At 36.8% G+C, this 23,014-nt stretch carries 15 protein-coding genes; 5 read left to right on the top strand and 10 right to left on the bottom strand.

Annotated features, from left to right (window positions below):
* Window positions 1-67: 67 nt before the first annotated feature.
* The 3 genes from ACJV45_RS02690 to ACJV45_RS02680 form a co-directional block, all read right to left on the bottom strand.
* Entirely contained in the window at window positions 68-796 is a 729-nt protein-coding gene (locus ACJV45_RS02690; RefSeq protein ID WP_353582812.1) for a GntR family transcriptional regulator, read from the bottom strand.
* Window positions 797-1,097: 301 nt separating this feature from the next.
* The gene (locus tag ACJV45_RS02685; RefSeq protein ID WP_004120773.1) at window positions 1,098-2,483 is read right to left on the bottom strand and encodes a PTS ascorbate transporter subunit IIC; all 1,386 of its coding nucleotides are present in this window, start codon (window positions 2,481-2,483) and stop codon (window positions 1,098-1,100) included.
* A 391-nt stretch (window positions 2,484-2,874) separates the two neighbouring features.
* Entirely contained in the window at window positions 2,875-4,068 is a 1,194-nt protein-coding gene (locus ACJV45_RS02680; RefSeq protein ID WP_004120774.1) for an SLC13 family permease, read from the bottom strand.
* Window positions 4,069-4,345: 277 nt separating this feature from the next.
* On the opposite strand from ACJV45_RS02680, the gene ACJV45_RS02675 reads away from it, so the two are divergent.
* Window positions 4,346-6,061, top strand: a complete 1,716-nt coding sequence (locus tag ACJV45_RS02675; protein WP_419397595.1) for an acetolactate synthase large subunit — start codon at window positions 4,346-4,348, stop codon at window positions 6,059-6,061.
* A gap of 161 nt (window positions 6,062-6,222) precedes the next feature.
* On the opposite strand, the gene ACJV45_RS02670 is transcribed toward ACJV45_RS02675, so the two are convergent.
* Complete coding sequence (locus ACJV45_RS02670) at window positions 6,223-7,179, bottom strand: ROK family protein (protein ID WP_419397594.1); 957 nt, start codon at window positions 7,177-7,179, stop codon at window positions 6,223-6,225.
* A 277-nt stretch (window positions 7,180-7,456) separates the two neighbouring features.
* On the opposite strand from ACJV45_RS02670, the gene ACJV45_RS02665 reads away from it, so the two are divergent.
* On the top strand, window positions 7,457-8,596 hold the full coding sequence (locus ACJV45_RS02665; protein WP_016813891.1) for an ROK family protein: 1,140 nt from the start codon (window positions 7,457-7,459) through the stop codon (window positions 8,594-8,596).
* A 66-nt stretch (window positions 8,597-8,662) separates the two neighbouring features.
* Entirely contained in the window at window positions 8,663-10,621 is a 1,959-nt protein-coding gene (locus ACJV45_RS02660) for a beta-N-acetylhexosaminidase (RefSeq protein ID WP_419397593.1), read from the top strand.
* 88 nt (window positions 10,622-10,709) lie between these two features.
* Here ACJV45_RS02660 and ACJV45_RS02655 read toward each other — a convergent pair whose 3' ends face one another.
* The 6 genes from ACJV45_RS02655 to ACJV45_RS02630 form a co-directional block, all read right to left on the bottom strand.
* Window positions 10,710-11,807, bottom strand: coding sequence for a LacI family DNA-binding transcriptional regulator (locus ACJV45_RS02655; protein ID WP_004126066.1), 1,098 nt, complete (start codon window positions 11,805-11,807; stop codon window positions 10,710-10,712).
* Between the two features lie 172 nt (window positions 11,808-11,979).
* Entirely contained in the window at window positions 11,980-13,269 is a 1,290-nt protein-coding gene (locus ACJV45_RS02650; protein ID WP_004120785.1) for a glycoside hydrolase 5 family protein, read from the bottom strand.
* Window positions 13,270-13,359: 90 nt separating this feature from the next.
* Window positions 13,360-14,202, bottom strand: coding sequence for a carbohydrate ABC transporter permease (locus tag ACJV45_RS02645; RefSeq protein WP_004120788.1), 843 nt, complete (start codon window positions 14,200-14,202; stop codon window positions 13,360-13,362).
* Complete coding sequence (locus tag ACJV45_RS02640) at window positions 14,202-15,218, bottom strand: carbohydrate ABC transporter permease (protein WP_004120791.1); 1,017 nt, start codon at window positions 15,216-15,218, stop codon at window positions 14,202-14,204. Before ACJV45_RS02640 ends, ACJV45_RS02645 begins: the two co-directional genes overlap by 1 nt.
* Window positions 15,215-16,498, bottom strand: coding sequence for an ABC transporter substrate-binding protein (locus ACJV45_RS02635; protein ID WP_004120793.1), 1,284 nt, complete (start codon window positions 16,496-16,498; stop codon window positions 15,215-15,217). The genes ACJV45_RS02640 and ACJV45_RS02635 overlap by 4 nt, the downstream gene beginning before the upstream one ends.
* 355 nt (window positions 16,499-16,853) lie before the next feature.
* Window positions 16,854-19,979, bottom strand: coding sequence for an alpha-mannosidase (locus ACJV45_RS02630; RefSeq protein WP_419397592.1), 3,126 nt, complete (start codon window positions 19,977-19,979; stop codon window positions 16,854-16,856).
* 323 nt (window positions 19,980-20,302) lie between these two features.
* Here ACJV45_RS02630 and ACJV45_RS02625 point away from each other — a divergent pair, with 323 nt between their 5' ends.
* Window positions 20,303-21,622, top strand: coding sequence for a glycoside hydrolase family 125 protein (locus ACJV45_RS02625; RefSeq protein WP_419397591.1), 1,320 nt, complete (start codon window positions 20,303-20,305; stop codon window positions 21,620-21,622).
* Between the two features lie 85 nt (window positions 21,623-21,707).
* Window positions 21,708-22,958: an AGE family epimerase/isomerase gene (locus ACJV45_RS02620; RefSeq protein ID WP_419397590.1), complete on the top strand. Its 1,251-nt coding sequence runs from the start codon at window positions 21,708-21,710 to the stop codon at window positions 22,956-22,958.
* Window positions 22,959-23,014 lie beyond the last annotated feature (56 nt).

Below are 23,014 nucleotides of genomic sequence, written 5' to 3'. Positions count from 1 at the left end.
ATTTTCTGTATACTAGAACATTTTTATATAGAAAAACAAGAATAGTTCAAGAATAAATAAAGTAATATCAAACGTTAATATGCATTTTGAATTGAATATCTCCATACTTTGGTGTATAAACAGCAGCACCAAAGGCTATTATTGAACCAAAAGAGTCCTTAACAATGGATTCAACTGCGAGAGCTGGAGTTTGATCTTCAACCTGTAAAACTTTTGCCATGGTTCCACATAGTTGCTCAACATGAACAGACAAATCATTTTCACAAAGCTTTACAGCGTAATCGCTTTCTAGAAACTCTGCTAAAGATTTCTTCGTAAAATCATGAGTCAAAACTTTTGGAAATCTTGAAGCTTCAAGATAAACTACACTGTAATTAGACAAAACGTCATCAACATACTTTAATCGTTTAACACAAATCAGATCAATTGACTCATCTAGACCAAGCTTATAAGCAGCAGATTCATCTTTAACTACATCGTTTTGGATAACTTTGATTCGTATATGTTCTTTGCTTTCAGAATAATTCTGGTAAAAGCCTTGAACCTGGTCTGATATAACTTCACGGTTAACACTGTGAATAACATCTCTTGCTCTAAAAGTTCCTTTGCCTTGTATTCTTATAAGCAGACCTTCCAAGATCAGATTGTCAACTGCATGTCTAAGAGTAATTCGACTAACGTTGTATTGCTTACACAATTCTACTTCTGGAGGAAGCTGTTCGTCTGGCTCCATTAAGTCAATGCGTTTCCTAAGATTGTCTCGCACGGCAATATATTTAGGTACACCTTCGGTCACAATCCACTCTCCAAATAGTAAATTTCCTTTAAAAGCTATTAAAAAAAAAATCTTAAAAAAAATGAAGCTTTTAAGAAAATTTTTACAAATCTGCTTTCAAATACACAACAATTACATAGTATCAGTATATTATGCCAATATACGTTTAGGGCGTGCCTATACTGAAAAAGGCTACAATCTTAAATTATTGATTAAAGTTGCTATTTAATCGCAAATTCAAGATTATAACCTTTTAGACTTATCGTTTCTATTTTTAATTGTGATTTAAGTTTAATTTCTACGATAACTCTTCACAATTGTATTAGTTTTCAATTGCATATTTGACTTTACTATTTTCTCTGCGAGTCAACAATATTGAAGACGCGTAGAAAAGAACATAAGATATTACAACTGCAATAATACTTACGATTTTGCCTCCTGCAATATTCGTGTAACCAAGAAAAACTCCAGTTACACCAAAATCAGCGTCTGAATAAGTGGAGTTTGCAGAACCAAGATTACCCAAAACAGGCAAAAGAAGTAACGGCAAGAATGTAATAACAATACCATTAACAAAACCGCCTATAACGCAGCCTCTTCTACCAGCCTGACCGTTACTAAACACGCCAGTAACACCGCCAGCCATAAAGTGCGCCACAATTCCTGGAATAACAACTGTTGTTCCAGCCAAAGCCATAATAACCATTCCAACGATTCCGCCCGTAAAGCTTGCCAAGAATCCAATAAGAACAGCATTTGGAGCAAATCCAAAAGTCATAGGAGCATCTAATGCAGGCTTAGCATTTTTAACAAGTTTTTCAGATATTCCTTTAAATGCTGGAACAATCTCATCCAAAACAACCTGTACGCCTGCAAGAATAATGAAAACGCCTGCAGAGAACATTGCAGCCTTAAGAATAACAAACACAATAAAGTTTTGCCCATTAGATAAATGCGATTCAATATATTGCGGACCAGCAAAAAGTGCTACAACAGCGTAGATAATTGCCATTGAAAGTGCAATGAGAACAGTCGTATCTTTTAAGAATCCAAGAGCAGCTGGGAACTTAATATCTTCCGTAGACTTAGACGGATGCTTTTTAGAAACTGTAAGTTTTGCAATCAAAGTTCCAATAAGAACTCCACTACTCGTAGGGTGTCCAAGTGCAACATCATCTTTGCCGGAAGCAGTGCGCATAAATGACTGAACCAATGCTGGAGAAATCGTAATAAGTAAGCCTTGAGCGAATGATCCGAGAATAATAACGGTTAGAGTATTAAAACCTGCGACATTGAAGATTACTGCAAGCATACTTGCCATATAGAATGCAACGTGACCAGTTAAGTAAATGAACTTAAATCTAGATGTTATTGATAAAACAATGTTAACAATCATTCCAAAGAAGAAGATTAATGCTGCTTCTGACCCATACTTCATAAGAACTGTACCGATTATAGCTTCATTATTTGGTACTACGCCTTGAACATGGAACGCATATTGGAACATGCTCCCAAAAGGATTTAGTGCTTCAGTGACCACTCCAGATCCGGCTGCCAATACTAAGAAACCAATCATTGTACGAATAGAGCCTTGTACTATGTCGGAAATCTTTTTGCCTTGTACTGCAAGACCAATTAGAGAAATCATTGCAACTATTACAGATGGTTGTCTAAAAACATCTAGCAGTATAGACAGAACACCGTTCATAGTTCTCTCCTTATATGTTATTTATTAATATGTGAGCTGATTTTGGCATGCATAATTTACAAAATTACAAGAGAGAAAATGTAATTAATGCCAAAAGTCTTTTGCCCAAACTTAACTTAGTGCAAGAAGACATAATAATGGATAAGCCAAGACATAAATTTGTTATAATGTTATATTCAATTTTTGATGATTTTCGTATATATTTTAAATAAAATGAAAATTATTAAGCATAATTGCAATTTAATAGAAAATAATACAACAAAATCGCAAACAATCCGAAATTTACTAGCATTTCATTGCAGAATAACATAAAAATATGTGAAAATAATCACAATAATTGCAATAAAAGACACGCCCACAATGCAAAAACCACGCAAAAACCAGAAAGACGCTACTCAATAATCCAAGCTAAACCAATCAAAACAGCCAAGAAAAGAAGATTCACAATTGTGTACATAAGCAGATAACGACCCTTATGGTGAGGGTACTTATGCGTAATACTCTTGTATGAAATCAAAGATGCCATAGACGCAATAAGCGTTCCCATACCGCCAAGATTAGTACCAATAATAAGCATCTTCCACTGATCACAGAAGCCTGAAAGTAAGATAGTAGTTGGAACGTTGCTAATCACCTGACTAGATACAACAGAAACTTCCATAGGATGAGAACCAACCCACATTTGCGCGATCTCAGTAAATCCTGGAACCCTACGCATGTTCCCGATAAAAATAAAGAACATTATAAACGTAAGAGGCAAAGCCCAATCTAGAGCGCGAAATACGTGAGAATCACAAATAATAAAGGCAATAACAACTGCCAAAACCATAATCCAGTCTGGAATCCAGCCAGCTACTCCACACAAGCACAAAACGAATAAAAGACTATAAACAATAACTCGCCATTGAGTAAAGCCAACACCATAACCCATAACGCGAATCTCATCTGGCTTAGGTGATTTAGAGTGCGGAGCCAAAACACTTTGTTCAATGTCATCACCATGCAAGCCTTCAAATTGATCGACTTTTCTAGAGCTAAAGAACACAAACGCAAACGCAATCATAAGAATCGCAGCAGTAAGCGTGTACGGAGCCATAATGGAAAGAAAATCGCCCGTAGACATTTTAGTAAGCGCTTTAAGATACAAATTGTGCGCGTTGCCAATAGGAGTTAGCATACTTCCAACGTTTGCACCAATCGTCATTAAAGTCACAACAAGAATTGCATGCTTTTCTGCATTTGCCATCATCAAAACAGAAATCGCAAAAGGAACAAAAGTTACAAGAGCAACATCATTAGTTATAAGCATCGCCGAGAAAAACGTTAAAGACATAAGAACCAGAACTAATCCGCGCTCAGTCCTAACTCTTCTAAGAAGATTCGCGCCAATACTTCTAAAAACGCCTATTCGCTGGAATCCGCAAACAACCATCATTAAGCAAACAAGCTGAGAAATAGTGTTTACATGAATGTAGCCAAAATATTGTGCGTCTGGTGGAACAAAAAAGCAAGAAATAACAGCTAAAACGGCAGCCACAATAAGGATGGTTTCACACTTGACCAAATTCAGAAGCCAACGCCTCATCGTTCCTCCGTGACAAAAATACACAACTTGTTCAATTGTATAAGAAACCCAATCCAAAGGGGCAAAAATTTCCGACAAAATCGTTGAAATAACAAGGCATATTGTCTTAAAAGAGCTTTAGTTTTGCCACAAAGCGAATAGGCAAAAATCCGCCCATTTTTATGACACGCGCAAAATGGTCGCATGTCGTAGAAGACTATACTATAAATGGAAAAGAAGTCTTGAAGTTTAAGCTTAAAGGCTGAAACAACTTAAAGCAAAAGCGAGAAGCGCAATTATGGCAAACGAAGAATTGCAGAAAACAAAACAAAACAATCATAAAAGAAACACAGCAGATTTGATTGTAGAATGCCTTGTAAATGAAGGCGTTGAAGTTGTTTTTGGAATCCCAGGCGAAGAAAATATTCCGCTTTTAGAAGCAATTGAACGAAATGGAAACATACGCTTTGTGCTTACTCGCCACGAGCAAGGTGCAGGTTTTATGGCCGCAACTTATGCTCATATTACGGGAAAGCCAGGCGTGTGCTTAGCAACGCTTGGACCTGGAGCATTAAATCTTACTCTTCCAGTGGCTCAGGCAAACGCAAGCACAACCCCGCTTGTTGCAATATGCGCTCAAGGAAACGTATCTCGTCTTTATAAAGAATCTCACCAAATCATTGATTTGGTGTCATTATTCCAACCGATCACTCAGTGGTCTTCGATGATGTTAGCTCCAAGCACTGCTCCAGAAATGGTTCGTAAAGCTTTCTCAATCGCTCAAAGAAAGCGTCCAGGAGCCACCTGCCTTGTAATTCCAGAAGACATTAGCGAAATGAGCGTTCCAGAAGACGCAAAGCCACTTCCACTTCCAAGACCTCTGCACATCCTTCCCGCTCCAGATACTATTGACGAAGCTGCTAAAATCATTAGCCAGTCAAAAACGCCGATTATTCTTGCAGGAAACGGTGTTGCACGAAGCCATGCTCAAGACCAGCTACGCGCTTTTGCAGAACAGCTTAATGTTCCAGTTGCAACAACATTTGAAGGCAAAGGCGTATTCCCAGACAATCACCCTAATGCTCTTGGCGTGGTCGGATTCATGCATAGGGATTATGAGAATTTTGCTTTCGATACAGCAGATTTGATTATTGCTGTTGGATTCTCTATACAACAGTTTGACCCTAAGAAGATTAATCCAAATATTGACAAGACGATTATTCACATAAACACATTTGTTGAAGATACAGACGCTCACTACCCTACTGCACTAAACATTATGGCAGATATTGGTCAGACTCTTAAAACTCTTACAAATGTTCTTAAAGATAGAAATATTACTTTTGATGTAACTCACCCAAAGATTCGTCAAATGATTACAGACGAGCTGCATTCGTTTGAAAACGATAACAGCATTCCTATGAAGCCACAGCGTGTTGTATACGACACTAGGCGCGCTGTTCCAGAAGGAACCAAGGTTCTTGTAGACACAGGCGCTTTAAAAATGTGGATGGCAAGGCTTTACCCTACAATGCACCCAAATACTTGCATTATAGACAACAGCCTTTCTACAATGGCTTGGACTTTGCCTGGAGCTGTTGGAGCATCGTTTATTAAAGATAGTAGTGGAAAAATCAACACAAAGCCTGTTCTTGCTGTTATGGGCGACGGCAGTTTTATGATGAATGTTCAAGAGATTGAAACTGCTGTTCGCGTGGGTTCTAGAATGGTTGTTCTCGTTTGGGAAGACAACGCTTATGGATTGATTAAGTGGAAGATGGACTTACATGCTGGAGAACACGAATACGTTGATTTTACTAATCCAAATGTTCCAAAATTGGCAGAAAGCTTTGGCGCTAGAGGACATGTTGTACAAAAGCCAGAAGACTTGTACAACATGCTTAAAGAAGCTTTGGAACAAGAAAGCGGCGTTGATGTTATAACCTGCCCAGTGGATTATAGCGAAAACATGAAGCTTATTGAAAAGCTTGGCGACATTGATTTTGGCAACTAGGTTGATTTTGGCAACTAGAGTGCTAATCGCATAAGAAGAATCTCCGCACTTGCATTAATTCAGTTATTATCTGCCAATTTAAAGATAGTTAAAGGTAGTTTTCTGAAGCATGAATGCAATGCGGAGATTTTTATAATACTTTTACGCCACGGTTTAAATATTTAATTTTCCTCCTTTGCTTTATCGTCGTAGCGCCTGCCAATAAGAGCTGCTCCTAACGCACCAAAGAACACTTCTTGATCTGCAATCACTACACGATCGGATATTTTTAGTGAGGACAAAAATGACGATTTTTGTTCAAGTCTACAAATATATTCTTTTACGCTTTTTAATAAAATTGCTCCTGTTTTACTCACTCCTCCGCCAATAACAATAATCTCTGGATCAAAAGTAACTGTAATAATCTGTAGTGCACTAACTAAGGTGGAAATGAACTTATTCCATACTTTTTCAGCTTCGTTATTTTTAGTAGAAACATTGCGCAGCAAAGACGCAATAGGATACTCATTCTTTGCTGGCCAAAGTTTGGATAAACCAGTGCCAGAGATTATTGTTTCTACACATCCACGCTGTCCACATGGGCAATCCCTGCCCTGTGTATCAGCTACTATATGACCTATTTCTCCAGCCACACCAGTGGAGCCATGGAAAATAGAGCCATTAATGATAATTCCCGCAGAAACTCCAGTACCTAAATTCAAAAACACTAAACTACTAGAATCAGAACCATAATAATGATATGCACCGAATGCTGCGGCATTAACATCATTATCTATTACAGAATTCAATCCAAAACGTTTACGTATTTCAGTCTTAAAATCTATACTATGAGATCCCAAATTTACTGATTCAGATACTTGCCCAGTATTTTGATTAACTAAACCAGGCACACCAATTCCTATAGCGAATTTAGTATCATTGCCATATTTTAGGATAATTTGATTAATCACTTCAGCAATAAGTTTGCACACTTCATCGACGATCTCTACTTCACCTTGCTTGGTAGAAACTTGAGAATGCGCAATCAGTTCATTATTAGCATTGAAAGCTGCACATAATACTTTTGTTCCACCTACATCTACCCCTATGCTTATACGCGACGGTGTGCTGGGCGTCATAATAAACTCCTTAGAAAAATACTTCTGCTTTGAAGTTGAACCCTATTAAACCAATTAAGTACAATTATTGCACTAAAAGATAAAAATGCAAGACTATCTAATATATTTAATAAAAACATTGAAAAATAAAGGAATCTATAGCTCTAATATTTCATACATAAAAAATAAAATTAGAAAATATTTTACAAAAACATGTTTTAGTATATATTCCAAACTATATATTTATCTGATAGAATACCATGTATAAAACAATGGGAATTAAAAGCGGAATGATGACATGAGCATAAAAACAATATCGAAACCAATGATTAATCAATTAATGACAGTGTCTCAAAAAACCATACCTGCCGACGCAAGAATAAATAACAGAATGCTAATATTCAACTATTTATTCCCAAAACAAATACTTTCTAGAGCTATGCTCGTAAGAAAAACAAAATTATCAAAAGCATCTATTTCAACCGTTGTGTACGAAATGCTTGAAGACCACATATTAGTAGAAAGTGGTCAAGAGTCAAAAATAGAAAGAGGTAAAAAAGGTACACTACTCGAAGTAGACGCAAACTATTGGAACATTATAACTATAGATCTTTCACAGCCTTGTCTCATACAAGGAGCTGTTGTTAATCTGTGCGGAGATATATTAAAAAGATCGGAAATATCGTTATATAAAAGCACAGATGCGAACTGTGAAAAAATTATAGAAGTTTGCAAAACTCTAATAAATAATTCAAATAATCACATACTCGGAATAGGAATTGCTGTACCTGGAATCGTAGATAATGAAGGAAAAGTAGTTCGCTCATCGAATCTTCAGTGGGAAAATATAAACATTAAAGAAGAGTTGATTAAGCATTTTAATTGTCCAATTATCGTTGATCATGACACGAATAGCGCATTACTAGCCGAAAGATTCTTCGGCAACGGCGTACCAAATACAATATTTATACAGTTATCGTTAGGTGTTGGCGCATCAATATTAATAAACGATGCTATTATCACTGGAATAAATAATTCTGCAGGAGAAATTGGTCATATTACAGTAGATCCACAAGGACCAGATTGTTCATGCGGCAAAAAAGGTTGTTTAGAAACATATATTTCCGCGGAAACACTGCATAGAAAAATGTTTACATCAAACAGAAAACCAGAAGATATATTAGCGGAGGCAGGTAATTATTTAGGAAAAGCTCTCACAACAACAATTAATCTTTTAGACCTAACAGACGTGGTAATTTATGGACCATCCGACATTGTAAATAAGGTATTTATAAGCTCTACAGAAAAAGCAATACAAGAATATGGTCCATACAGTCCAAAACATCCTTGCACAGTAAGAAGATGCACTTGCAACAATGACATAACTCTTATAGGAGAATGTATATCAGTAATTCAAAATAGAATCATGCATCTCTAAAATATAAAAAGCAAAGAAGCAATAAACAAAAAATTAATGTAAAAACTAGTAGCAAAGAAGCACAAAATGAAAATCGACAATTCAAATATCGAAATAATACCTTCACCACAAAATATATCAATATACGCAAAAGATACTATTACGCTTCCACAATCAAGTCATATTAGTTTCATAAATATTAAACCAGACTTAAGAATAACTACAGCAGCAAAACAGCTATGTGAAGATTTGAAAAACAATCACAATTGCAACTGGAGCATTAGCTACGGAGAAGGATATAAAAGCGCCATATCGGCAGCTATTAACAAAAATCTACGCATTCAAGAATATAAAATTTCATCTAAAATCTCGACCAATCAAACACTTGTAAATATAGAAGCTGGGAGCATAGCGAGTATATGCTTTGCAATACAAACTATAAGACAACTAATTATGCAATATGGTCTAATACTGCCATCATTACAAATTCAAGACTTTCCAGAAATACCTGTAAGAGCATATTCTTATGATGTTTCAAGAGGAAGAGTGCCAAAACTTTCATGGTTAAAAACTTTAGTAGACCAGTTAAGCCTATACAAATATAATCAACTTCAACTATACGTAGAACATGTTATCGATTTAGATGACACAATTGAATCCTGGATTGGACATTCACCATTAACTTGTAATGAGATTATCGATCTAGATGAATACTGCTATGCAAGAGGAATAGAACTAGTTCCAACACTTGCAACTTTTGGACACATGTATGAAATACTAAGAAGCAATTCGTATAAACACCTTGGCGAATTCCCAGAACAAGCAGAAAGACCCTTCAGTTTTGTTGAAAGAATGATGCATCATACTCTAAATCCTACTAATCCTAACACTATACCGTTTATATCTAAAAGGATTAAAGATTATGCATCACTATTTAAATCTAATAAGTTTAATATTGGCGCCGATGAGACCTTTGACCTTGGGTGCGGTGAAAGTAAAAATGTTGCTGAAAAAATAGGAGTGGCAAATCTTTATTCATCCTATATTAAAAAGCTATGTGAAAAATTACACGAATTGGGTTTGCAGCCAATAATGTATGCTGATATTGCAATAAAACACCCAGAGTTATTAGCTGATATTCCAAAAAATGTTATTTTTGCAAATTGGGATTACTCAGCAAACGTGAACGAATACAATACAAAACTAATAAACAGTCAGAATCGCGATCAATACGTATGCCCTGGCACACAATCTTGGAATAGGCTTATACCAGATTTTGACTCTGCTATAAGTAACATATCCAAAACATGTGAATATGGGCACAAAAATCATGTATTAGGATTTTTGCTAACTGATTGGGGAGATTATGGACATATAAACGATCCCATACTCTCACTTCCGTATGTAATAATATCATCGGAATATGCTTGGAAATCTAATAATATTACAAAAAAAGATTTAATAAACAAGGTAAGTAATGTATTTACTAACGGAACAAACTCAAACTTACTTAACATTATTAAACAAGCATCTCATGCACAAGCATTCAGCTGGTCTGACGCTGTGCAATTCAAAGAACTTGAATACAACAACGAAAATATAGCAAACGAAGATGTACTATTTTCATTAGGATATCCAAAAAACACTTCCCTAGAACAAGCAAGAAGACGATTCTTAAATGAAAGAGAAGCACAAATATTAAATGCTAAAGAACATAATCGCACTCTATCAGAATGCTCAAAGAGCATCTACGATATAAATGCTTGCAGCGAAAATATAAAATGTGAAAATACAAACTGTGAAAATATAAACAAAAATTTTATACGCACTAGCATTTTAAACATTCAAGGTCAACAACTGCTCAACCAATTAGGGTTGTACATACTAAACCAGAGATTTACTATAGCTGAAGCAAAATCTTTTAAAACAAATTTGAACGAATGGTTCATACAATATCAAAATCGTTGGGAATCAATAGGTAAAACGGCGGACTTGTACAGGATACGAGAAGTATTGGATTGGTATATAAAAAGACTAGGACTGTGAGAAAAAGTATATTTAGAAAGAATATTGAGACAATAGTTACTTTACTCTGTAGATTACGCAATTGTTCCAAAATCAACGTGTTGTAGAATTACCTTTTATACAACAACGTACTATCTCGCAAAACTAAACGTGGCGTGAGAATCTTTCTATCACCTTTAACATTTTCACCATCTATAACTTTTAACAACAAATTTGCCACTTTTGAACCATATTCACTAGCATCTCGCTGAACAGAAGTTATAGAAGGATATGAAGATTCGCATATAAAACTATCTTCAAAGCTTACTATAGCGGGCAATTTATATGGATAATATCTATGAGTGTTCTCTTCATAATCTCGCTTTATTAAATACTCTGTCATAGCTTTCAAACTTGCTATAGCTAAAATCTCGGTCTCATAAATAAATGCAGTAGGAGGATCTTCTTGAGTCAATAAATCCATAGTTATCCTAGCCGCATTTTCTGGCTTAAACCCAGTATATTCAACGCATATCTTATCAAGATTTTTTTCTGCAGCAAACATTTGGAACGACTTCTGCCTATATTTACTGTACATAAGTGAGGAGTCTCCAGATATATAAGCTATACGTTTATGCCCTGACTCTAATAAATTATCGAGGATACACCCCATAACTTGCGAATCATCAATCGAAAGCGACAACAACCAATCACTGTCTACTGGACCTCCAGCAAGCACTGCAAAAAGACCAAGTTCTTTCAATCTAGCTGGACGAGGATCATTATCTTGCAGATTTACAAGAATAACACCATCCACACGTTTTCTAGACGCCCAATCCTCATATGTTGCCAATTCTTCCTTCATAGAAGAGCATGGCTGATACAATAATCCATACCGTCTTTTACTTAATGAGGCTTGTGCACCTGCCATAAAATGAAGCATAAAAGATTCATCTTTTAACTCATCATAAGATCTAGTCGGGGCAAATCCAATAGTCATTGTGCGAGAAGAACCCAAAGCTTGAGCAGCATAAACTGGTCTCCAACCCAACTTCATTGCAGCTTCATTAACTTTCTTTTTAGTCTCAGCAGACACACCAGGCTTGTCATTAATCGCAAAAGACACAGCCGTCTGCGAAATGCCAAGCTCAGAAGCAATATCTTTCAAACTAATGCGAAGCTGTTTCTGCTTTGAATGCTCACAACAACAGTTGGAATCAGAGTCCATAACTTATCTCCAATTATTTAACTACAATGATGCAGTAATACATAAATCACATGCACGCAAAGTATACAAAAATAAGCAGAACCGAAATTTTATGGGCTCTAGCCTTATTCTATAGTATTTACACTAAAGGACAGTAATATACTAGTCAAAATGCAGCTGAAATAAATAAAGCTTACAAATTTTCTTCAATAGATGAATCTGATACAGCAGTATAGAATCTACAAGAATATGTTTTATCCTCTTTAAGTAACGTATCTATACCTAAAGCAGACAGCTTATCTTTATCCTCAGAAATCTTTGACGTAATAATCGTTGGTCTTAAACCTTGCATCTGATATTTCATCCACAAATCGCAGATTGAACCTCCTGGACCACAAGAACTACGATTCGTTGGATTACCATCGCAATCAACTGGAACAACAATGGCAACATTCTTACTCTTAACATTGTCAATACAAGAATAATTCTTATATTCAGCAGCAAATTCCGAAATTATATTTCCAGCTGGTTTTATCTTCCCGCTTTCATCAAATAGACCGAGAGAATGTTCAAACTCAGGAAAATCAGACATACTCTTAGGAACATCATGCGAACACCACCATGTTATTCCCCACATACTTCGGCAATCTAAAGCATATTCTATACTCTTTCTGCAAAAATCAGGTACAGAATCATGGTCTAACACGTTTTCTGGAGCTCCTATTTCTTGCAACCAAACCCTTCTATTCTCGTTCATCGCAAAAGCTTGAGCAAGCTCCGACAAATACAGACTATAAGATGCACATTCTTCGCTAGTAGATCCATAACCCTGCGCCATTCCATTAAAAATCCATGAATGAACAACAGTCATATCTCCCTTATTAGCTAACTGCATAGGAGTAAATGGATGATTATTAATAAACCAAGTACCATCATTAACACTGCATAATGATATTCTTCCATTTTGCTTAGCAGAAAAAAGCAATGTATCAAGCCAAGTATCAATCTGAGCAGAAGTTGCATTCATTTTTGTAGGATGAGGATCATCAGATAACTGATTAACTTCATTACCAAGCGTCAAACCTTTAAACGCACTCTCCTCTGCAAGCTCATCATTTACTGCGCGAATAAGGTTACATTCAGCATTTACCGCATCGGGATCTACAAACATATTCCCAGAATGCCAAGTAACTATCCAAGAAGGCAAAAAATCAAAGCTAGATAAATGACCTTGCAAAATATCAACATAAACATCTAAACCATTATCGCCAGCTATATGCACCATTTTGCGTAAATCGTCAAGAGCTTTACGATTAATCCACGTTCGATTAGGCTGCATATATGGCCATATTGGAAAAATTCTCACATGATCTAAGCCGAGAGAACTAATTTGCTTAAAATCACTACTAATAGATTCCCAATTCGGATTAAGCCAAGCATGAAACCAATCATGTGAAGGCGTGTAATTTACTCCAAATCTCATTGCCAATTATCCTTTTTTACAAACAACAACATTGTTGTAAGTCATTACTAACTTAAACTGATGTTATAAATTGATTCAATAACGAACAAATTATCCTTTAATTCCACCCTGTTCAAGACCACGGAAGAAGTACTTCTGGAAGCAGCAGAACATTATTATTATTGGAATAAGTGAAACTAATGCACCAGCTGCAATAAGTCGTGGATCTTGAATAAACATACCTTTTAATCTGTTCATTCCCAGAGTAAGTGTGTACTGCTTCTCATCCGAAATCACTATTAACGGCCACAAGAAGTCATTCCAAGATCCAACGAATGCAAAAATACCAATAACTGTCATAGTTCCTTTAACTTGAGGAACACAAATATATAAGAATCTCTGCCACAAATTAGCACCATCTACCATAGCTGATTCTTCTAATTCTTTAGGAATTGATTTAAATGCATTAGTCATCAACAAAATATTTATTGCACCACACAACCCTGGTAGAGCAACAGCAAGCAACGTATTCTGCAAATTCATATTACGTATAATGATGAACTGCGAAATCATAACACCTTCAAGAGGTATAACCATAGTTCCAATAAATATGGAATATACCAGACTACGCCCTTTCCACTTAAGACGTCCAAGTGCATATCCTGCCATTGTGGAAAAAATTACGTTACCTGCGATAGATATAACAGCAACAATCAAGGTATTAATAATATACCTAAAAACTGGTACTTGCTTAAACACAGACCGATAATTATCCAATGTTGGCGTCTTTGGTATTAAATACGGAGGAACAGCATAAACGTTATCTCCCCTTCCTTTAAAAGAAAGAGATAATTCCCAAACAAATGGACCAACAAGAAGCAAGAACATCAAAATCAATACAAGGTATTGAAACGTTTTAACAATAGTTACCCTTGTAGAATGTCTTTGTTTCATTAACGTTCGCCTCGCTTTTCAACAAACCTTTGAATAATTAGGAAGGTACTAACAATTACAAGAACAACTAGAGATATAGCGCTTGCATAACCAGTACGAGCATATATTCCAGTACCTTCGCGCTTAATTAACATGGACATTGTTATATCCATTCCACCAGGACCAGCTGTTCCATTGGTCAACACATAGACTTCATTGAACACGCGAAATGCGGAAATCGTTGAAAGCATAGTAATTAACCACATCGTTCCACGTACTCCTGGCATAGTAACTGAAATAAATTTACGTATTGCTCCAGCACCATCAAGATCTGCAGCTTCATACAAAGATTTATTAATATTTGCCAGCGCGGTCAAATAAATTACCATGTAATAGCCTAAACCTAACCATATAGTAACAAACATTGAGCTAAATAAAATTCCCCAACGATCAGTCAAAAATGGTATTGAGCTATCTATTATATGTGCTGCTTTCAAAACAGAGTTCACTAATCCACTAGAATCTAAGAGATTCGTCCAAATCATACCAACTACTACAGCAGACATTACAACTGGCATGTAGAATGATGTTCTGAAAAATCCCATAATACGTGAATTTCCTTTTACCAGATTCGCAAGAATCAAAGGAAGAATAACCATAAAAGGAACCACGCATACTACATATAACGATGAGTTAATTAATGCAGTCACGAAATATTCGTCCTTAAATAATCTGACGAAATTATCTAAACCCACAAAATGCCCATCGCTTAATAAAGTAGCGTTAGTAAAAGCAAGCTTAAAAGTATGCAACGCCGCAATTATTATGAACACAAAAACAATACAAAATGCTGGAAGAACAAACAAATATGGAGCTAAAATCTTAAAAATACTTCTCTTTCTACCAGCATTGCTAGTTTTATTTATTTTATGACATTGCTTTTTTACTAATTCGCCTAATTTCTGCAATGTCCTAGGTGAGTCAGAGTTGAAATTCGACTCTGACTCACCATTGGCGAAGAGTTTCTTATTACTCAACGCTGTAGCCTTTCGGTAGCGAACTTAGCAGCCTTGTCAAGCGCTTCTTTTGCGGTTTGCTTGCCTTGCATAGCTAAAGCTGCCTGAGCTTGAAGGTTGCCGTAACCATTAGCATCTGTAAATTCTGCTGGTCGAGAAGAATATCCTCTTCTAACCTGATCAAGAGTAATCTTAAGAGCTTTACCTTCAAGAGTGTGGTCATCTAAGCTGCTGAAGTATGGATCATCAAGTCCGCCCTTTGCAGATGGGAACACAGCAGCCTTCTTATCGAAATCAACCTGATTCTTAACGTTGGTAACGAAACGAGCAAAATCAATAGCCTCATCTGGATACTTAGACTTTGAACTAATTCCAAGGAGCTCGAAAGAAAGCGAAGCAGAAATACCATCGTTAGTGATACGAGGACCAACGTCCAACTTAGGATACAAGTCAGGAGCATTCTTCTTAAATCCATCAGCAGAGTATGCAGAACCACCCATAGTAACTAAGTTACCTCTCTGGAAGAAATCAGCTTGCTGACTCCAAGAAGAGTTCAAAGCCTCAGGTGGGATAGCACCTTCTTTGTACAAATCAACAAAGTTCTGCAATTGCTTCACGCCAGCTTTACTGTTGAAAATATACTTGGTGTGATCTTTATTCAAAATTTGTGCACCAGCAGTGACATAATCTTCAGTATTGCTGCCCATTGTTGTACCAAGATAAACACCTTTGCAAGTGGCTGCAACTTTCTTTCCTGCAGCAAAGTATTCATCCCAAGTAGTAGGAATCTTCTTAGAATCTAGACCACATTTTTGCATTAACTCAGTATTCCAATATGTTGGACCATCGTTAACGTACCATGGGACTCCGTAAGAACCTTCTTCAATACCATTTCCTTTAAGTACTGAGGATTTCCATGCACCTTCATAATACTTTTTCTTCAATTCAGGTGCTTTCTTGGAAAGATTAATTAAAGCACCTGCTTTTGCTAAGCCATAAAGAATAGAGCTTGGACCGTCAACAATGTCTGGAAGTTCTCCTGCTGCAGCCTGAGTTGAAAGTTTATCCTCATAACCATCAGATGGCTGATCAGCCCACTTAATCTTTACATTAGGATGAGATTTCTCATACTCGGAAATAAGAGAGGTAAAGTATGGAGTATACTTTTCGTTTTTAAGATTCCAAGTTTGGAAAGTAATCTCTTTTACTCCATTGGCATTATTCGCGCTTCCACATGCTGTTGCAGCAAGCGCCATTGAGACACAGCCTACAATGGCAGCGATTTTCTTCATTGAAAACATACATTTTTCCTTTCTATGAATAAACTCAATCTTCAAGTAAAAGACACTAAGATACGCCTTAAAAAGGGATATCCACACCTCAGCTTCGAGATTTTAATTAGAAGCACTTTATTCAAGACTTAGCGTAAACCAAATTATCACCAGCTTAACTAAAGCGCTTTAGTTGTTAGAATAACACACCTCCTTTAACAATTCAATATTTTTATAAAAGATTTATATATTAATTAGAGTCATATGATTGTGTGACAAACAGAATCCACCATTTGCCACACAATCATAATCACAAAATAATTACATAGACATGTAATTATCCACCTATACCACCAATCTCAATAAATACGAACTACTATAAGTACTAATCACGATGAATACGAATAGTACACAGCTGGAACGGCTTAAGTGACACATGCCATGAATTGTTCTCAAAATACAAACCATGATTCATACCATGCATTTTAGGCTCTTCCATAAGGTCAACCTCCTGCAACTGACAGTTAGAAATATCTTTCGAGAGACTTATATCACCATATGCATATCCACCAGATGCTTCATAAAGCCGAACAATAATATCTCCAGAACAATCATCAGCCAGTTTAATCCAATCGATTACAATAGAGCCACTGACATTCAACAACGAAATAATAGATGAAATATCAGGCAACTCATGTATAACAGGCGAATTAAGTCTAGAAGATTGCTCAAGAACACTATCAATATCAGCATCTGCAACCACAGACCAAGCGAATTCATGTGAACCCTGATCAGTATGCGGATCTGGATACAAAGGAGACGAGAGCAGAGATAAACGAACCATAGTTCCATTGGATGATAGCATATCATCTTTGCAGATTGGACTCACATCAGAACCATAAGTTGACGCATTCACAACAGCCAAAGAATAGGACGAGTCAGAAACACGTACGAAACGGTGAGTGCAACTTTCAAATTTCGCATCATCACTACGAGTATTTTTTGCTATTGGTCGTTCAACCAAGCCATACTGGCACTCATACTGGGCTTTCATACTACACACAGATAATGGAACATCAACTTTCAGGAACTGCTCAGACGTACACCATTCAACATTTGCCTTAAAATCAACATTCTTCGAATCTGGTTGCAAAGTAATAACAGTATGAATCACAACAGAACCATGACGAGCAACCGTTTGCACAATAGCTCCACCAGTTTCCAGATGACTTACAGATTCAATTGACGAGTCATCAATAGGAGAACTAGTCAAAAATGCATCACGCTGAATATCCCACGCATCCCAATGGAACGGTTGATCCTTCAAAAGCTCATAACGTCCCATTCTAGAGCCGCTAGGAATAAGTTCGCGGTTTAACGCAATATCCTTAATAGAAGTTATAGTCCCATCAGGCTGAACAGTAATATGCAATCTGTTATTAACTAATTCTACAATCCCATCATCACCCTGATGAATTTCCGTCTCTTTCGCTTTTAATTGTTCATGCGATTCAGCACTAGAAAGTGACCATGAACCTTTTCTAGAACTATCATACGTAAGTATTTTCGCATTTCGAAGCAACTTTATCGTAGGATTAACATCATGTATTGCATTGACTAAACCATCTATAAGCTCATGTAACCTAGCAATATCTCTCTGATATTCCTCTCTAGCTTGACGACAAACCCATGCAATAGCAGAACCCGGAAGAATATCATGGAACTGGTTCAATAATAAAGTCTTCCAAATTCTAGTAAGCTCATCGTTATTGAAACGATATTCTGGCGCATACACTCGAGCTAAAACAACAAGATATTCAGCCACGCGCAACAATGATTCCTCCATGCGGCAATAACGCTTCATATCTTGCTGAGAAGTAAGAGTTTTCCTGTGCAACTCTAAATACAGCTCACCCTTGAATACTGGTGTATCACCATTTGAATCATCAACAATATCTTCGCGTATTTTTTCAAACAACTCATCAGGAGTGCCGAAATCAACTCTAGGAGCACCCTCTAAATTGCGATCACGCCTAATGCGAGCAGTCATTTCACGAGTAGGTCCGCCACCGCCGTCACCAAAACCGTACAACAATATTGCATGATCAGATAAATCTTTATCCAAGAAATTGCGCTGAGAATAAATCAACTCATGCATGCTCACAGGAGAACAATATGTATCAGATGGCGGGAAATGAGTTAAAATCCTAGACCCGTCCACTCCCTCCCAAAGGAAGGAATGATGAGGGAATTTAGTGGTATCATTCCAGGAAATCTTTTGAGTTAAAAACCAATCAAAACCGGCGCGACGAGCGAGTTGAGGCCATGCACCAGTATAACCAAAACTGTCTGGAAGCCAAATGCCATGCGGCTCAACACCAAGATGTTCCTTAAAATAGCGCTTACCAAAAGTCATTTGGCGAATTAAAGATTCGCCGCACGGCATCATACCATCAGATTCAACCCACATACCTCCAACAGGTATAAAACGTCCTTCCTTAATCCTATTTTTCATACGCTCAAACAAATCAGGATGTTCGTTTTCCAGCCACTCATATTGTTGGGCAGAACTCATAGCATAAGTAAAATCAGGATCCTCATCCATAAGAGCTAAAACGTTAGATACTGTGCGTGCAACCTTTCTATGAGTCTCACGCACAGGCCACAACCATGCTGAGTCAATATGAGCATGCCCAACAGCAATATGCCTTAGAGAACTTGCCGCCGCAGGCTGACTTAATACATTAGACAACATATTACGAGCATTTTGAATAGTAGAAGAATCATGTTCATCATATGCATTTAAGGAGCGCTGTAAAGCTTTAGCTAGTTTCCAGTAACGCGGATTATCGTCATTCAATTCTCGCATCAAAGAACTTACAGTCTCAAGATCCATATAATAATCAAAAATATTACGATTAAAAACGGTAACGTCAACATATTTCAACATATATTGGCATTCTGTATTTCCAGTCGCACACTCACCTAAATCCGTAGGAGAAAATGGAGTAGGTCCTTCAACATATGGATTTGATGCAGCTTCCATGTATAGAATAAAATTACCATCGTTATCCAGATCGATATTACTAGTACCATCTGAATCAATTAATGGAATCCAAGAATTACGAGGATTAGCTGTCTTTATAGCAGTACCGTCTGCACGATACACCAATCCTTCTGATTGAAAACCAGGACCACGCGAAGAAAGCCATCCAAGATCAACATTTAGCTCAACTTTACGACCCTTTACCTTTGAAAGATCAATCGACCCTGATATCTCAAACCACGTTGTGCTCCAAGTTGTTCCCCAAACACCAGGAACGTTAAATGGAGTAAAGTCAATCAATCCAGACTTCACTTGTTTAATAAAAGAGTCAGCAGGGATAGGCTCTCCCGGAATATCATAAGAACGCAAATTACAATGCGATACAACAGAATGAATGTATGGCTTCACTCGCTGCTGCATTACACGATTACAACGATCCAGCTGCTGCTTTGGCAATAAGAACATTGGCAACCTCTCCTTCGAAGTTTATAATAATTAGTGCGTTTATTGATTATTAGGTTTTATTTAGAAATCATAATCATCTAAAGCGCTTTAGTTTGTTCACATTGCATCATTGTACACCTTTGGACTTATCGGCGTGTCTTCAAACATGCCAATGAATTTTAGAAATTAACTACTATTTTCTTTTCTATTTTCCAACAATGAACTAAACTGGTTTAGTACACCAATGAAGGTAGACATAATTGAAGAGATAACACAAAGAAAATAAGCATATGTAATTACAAAAATACGGGTTACATCTCGATCTTTAAATTGAAGGGCTGAACATGGAACTTATTCAAAACAACTGCACACCTAATAACACGCTTCCCATATCAATAAAAGGATTGATAGGCAAAATATACGAATGCTGTGGGATTAAAAATAAAAAATGGGCGGAAACATTTGAATGTGCAATAACTAATACATGGATTCGCACATTGAACACTCACGAAAACAACACCACATTTGTTATAACAGGAGATATACCAGCAATGTGGCTACGCGATTCAAGCGCACAAATACGCCCCTACCTTCTTTTAGCGAAAAACGACCCCAACATTGCAAACACAATAGCAGGCGTTTTAAGACAACAATTCATTTATATAAACATAGACCCGTATGCCAATGCTTTCAACGAAGAACCAAACGGAGCACATTGGGACGCTAGTGACAAATCCGACTTTTCATCAGCATGGGTTTGGGAAAGAAAATTTGAGTTGGACTCTTTATGCTACCCAATACAATTAGCATGGCTTTTTTATCTTAATACAAACCGTACAGATCATTTTGATTCATCATTCATTCAAGCAGCAAAAACGATCTTAAATACACTTCAAGCTGAACAAGACCATGCAAATTCGCCATATTTCTTTACACGAAACTGCGACATACCTACAGAATCATTAATCAACAATGGGCGCGGAACAGCAATAAAAAATACTGGAATGGTGTGGTCTGGATTCCGTCCAAGCGATGATGCATGCACATACCACTATCTAGTACCAGCAAACATGTTTGCAACAGTAATACTCGACTATTTACAAAAGATTTTTACCTATGTAATACCTAATAAAGATCTCAAGCAGAAGGCAGAAAAATTATGTAACGATATTCGAAAAGGATTAATAGAATACGGAAAATGCACCAATACAGAAGGAAAAGAAATCTGGGCCTACGAAGTAGACGGACTAGGAAATAAATTAATAATGGATGATAGCAACGTTCCTAGTTTATTATCGGCGCCATATCTTGGATATTGTGCTATTGACGATCCAACCTATTTGGCTACTCGAGAAACAATTCTAAGCGAAGAAAATCCATACTACTACCGAGGATCTTTAGCACAAGGCATAGGATCCAACCATACACCTAAAAACTACATATGGCCAATCGCATTATGTATACAGGGATTAACAACAAACAATAAACAAGAAAAAGAACAAATCCTCAATACGCTTGTAAACATAGATGCTGGCACGCATATGATGCATGAGGGAATAAATGTGGACGATTCTACACAATTCACAAGACCATGGTTCTCTTGGGCAAATATGATGTTCTGCGAACTTCTGCTTAATTATTACGGATTCAACATAAAAATCTAAAAATTTTAAACTCTCGTCAACAGATTTAAATAACACATGACTCTGTTGATTCAATTTTAAAATTACAATCTACGAAAGGACAATAATGCAAGATTTTGAAACAACTAAATATGCGTTTGGCACACAAGCCAACAGAATATTCATGGCAGAACAAACAAAACAATTACTTGATTTCGCAAAAAACTTCCCAGCACCAATAGGAGGGTCGGGATGGCTCAACACAGACGGATCACTAGATAAAACACGCGGAGTACAAACATGGATTACAGCACGAATGACTCACGTTTACTCAATAGGAGAAATGTTAGGATACACAAAAGCGAATCAACTTGTTGAACGCGGACTCGACGGACTATTAGGTCCTTTACACGACAACGAACACGGAGGATGGTATCCACAAGTAAGTTGGAACAAAGAACCTGAAAAAGACAAAATTTGTTACACTCACGCATTCGTTATACTAGCCGCATCAAGCGCACTACTAGCAGGACATGAACGCGCAAAACAATTATTAGAAGATGCATTAAAAGTATTCGATAAATACTTCTGGAATAATGAAATAGGTTTAACAGTAGATACATGGGATACAAGCTTCAATAAGCTTGATTCTTATCGCGGGCTTAATGCAAACATGCATACAACAGAAGCATTTCTTGCAGTAGCTGATAGCACAGGAGATGAAAAATATAGAGAACGAGCAAAGCGAATAATCAACCACGTAATCAATTGGGCATCTAACAATAATTGGCGAATACCAGAACATTTCAACGATCAATGGCAAGCAGACTTAGAATATAATAAAGACAAAAAAGATGACCAATTTAAACCATACGGCGCAACACCAGGTCATGGAATCGAATGGTCAAGATTAATACTCCAATGGGCATACAGTTACTATAAGGAAGATTGCAAACAGCGAAGAGAAGCATTAAACGCTGCAGAAAATTTGTTTAACCAAGCATTAAAAGATGGATGGAATGCTGACGGACAACCAGGTATCGTATACACAACAGACTGGAATGGAAAGCCTATAGTCCACGACCGTATGCATTGGACACTAGCAGAAGCCATTAATACATCATCAACACTTTACAGAATCACTAAAAATAAGCAATATGCTACTTGGTATAAAGAATTCTGCAAATATCTAGACCACTCAGTCATTGATCATGCTAACGGTTCGTGGTTCCATCAACTCGATGATAAAAACAATGTTTTAAATACTGTATGGCCAGGAAAATCAGACGCTTATCATGCTTTCCAATCCACTCTGATTCCATTTATAGATCCAACGTGTTCTATAGCAAGCGCTATATACAGAGAGCAACTTGATTAATAATAAAATATTGTTAATTTATTAATTTAATAATCCACATTGCAGTTAAATCTGCA

Origin of the sequence: Gardnerella lacydonensis, assembly GCF_048545055.1 — a bacterium.
In the GTDB taxonomy this organism is placed as follows: Bacteria; Actinomycetota; Actinomycetes; order Actinomycetales; family Bifidobacteriaceae; genus Bifidobacterium; species Bifidobacterium vaginale_C.
This window is presented reverse-complemented; position numbering and strand designations above follow the sequence as displayed.

Bases quoted from the DNA above. Each gene is read 5' to 3' on its own strand.
- ACJV45_RS02685 (WP_004120773.1), bottom strand. From the start codon at position 2,483: ATGAACGGTGTTCTGTCTATACTGCTAGATGTTTTTAGACAACCATCT.
- ACJV45_RS02680 (WP_004120774.1), bottom strand. From the start codon at position 4,068: ATGAGGCGTTGGCTTCTGAATTTGGTCAAGTGTGAAACCATCCTTATT.
- ACJV45_RS02675 (WP_419397595.1), top strand. From the start codon at position 4,346: ATGGCAAACGAAGAATTGCAGAAAACAAAACAAAACAATCATAAAAGA.
- ACJV45_RS02670 (WP_419397594.1), bottom strand. From the start codon at position 7,179: ATGACGCCCAGCACACCGTCGCGTATAAGCATAGGGGTAGATGTAGGT.
- ACJV45_RS02665 (WP_016813891.1), top strand. From the start codon at position 7,457: ATGAGCATAAAAACAATATCGAAACCAATGATTAATCAATTAATGACA.
- ACJV45_RS02660 (WP_419397593.1), top strand. From the start codon at position 8,663: ATGAAAATCGACAATTCAAATATCGAAATAATACCTTCACCACAAAAT.
- ACJV45_RS02655 (WP_004126066.1), bottom strand. From the start codon at position 11,807: ATGGACTCTGATTCCAACTGTTGTTGTGAGCATTCAAAGCAGAAACAG.
- ACJV45_RS02650 (WP_004120785.1), bottom strand. From the start codon at position 13,269: ATGAGATTTGGAGTAAATTACACGCCTTCACATGATTGGTTTCATGCT.
- ACJV45_RS02645 (WP_004120788.1), bottom strand. From the start codon at position 14,202: ATGAAACAAAGACATTCTACAAGGGTAACTATTGTTAAAACGTTTCAA.
- ACJV45_RS02635 (WP_004120793.1), bottom strand. From the start codon at position 16,498: ATGTTTTCAATGAAGAAAATCGCTGCCATTGTAGGCTGTGTCTCAATG.
- ACJV45_RS02630 (WP_419397592.1), bottom strand. From the start codon at position 19,979: ATGTTCTTATTGCCAAAGCAGCAGCTGGATCGTTGTAATCGTGTAATG.
- ACJV45_RS02625 (WP_419397591.1), top strand. From the start codon at position 20,303: ATGGAACTTATTCAAAACAACTGCACACCTAATAACACGCTTCCCATA.
- ACJV45_RS02620 (WP_419397590.1), top strand. From the start codon at position 21,708: ATGCAAGATTTTGAAACAACTAAATATGCGTTTGGCACACAAGCCAAC.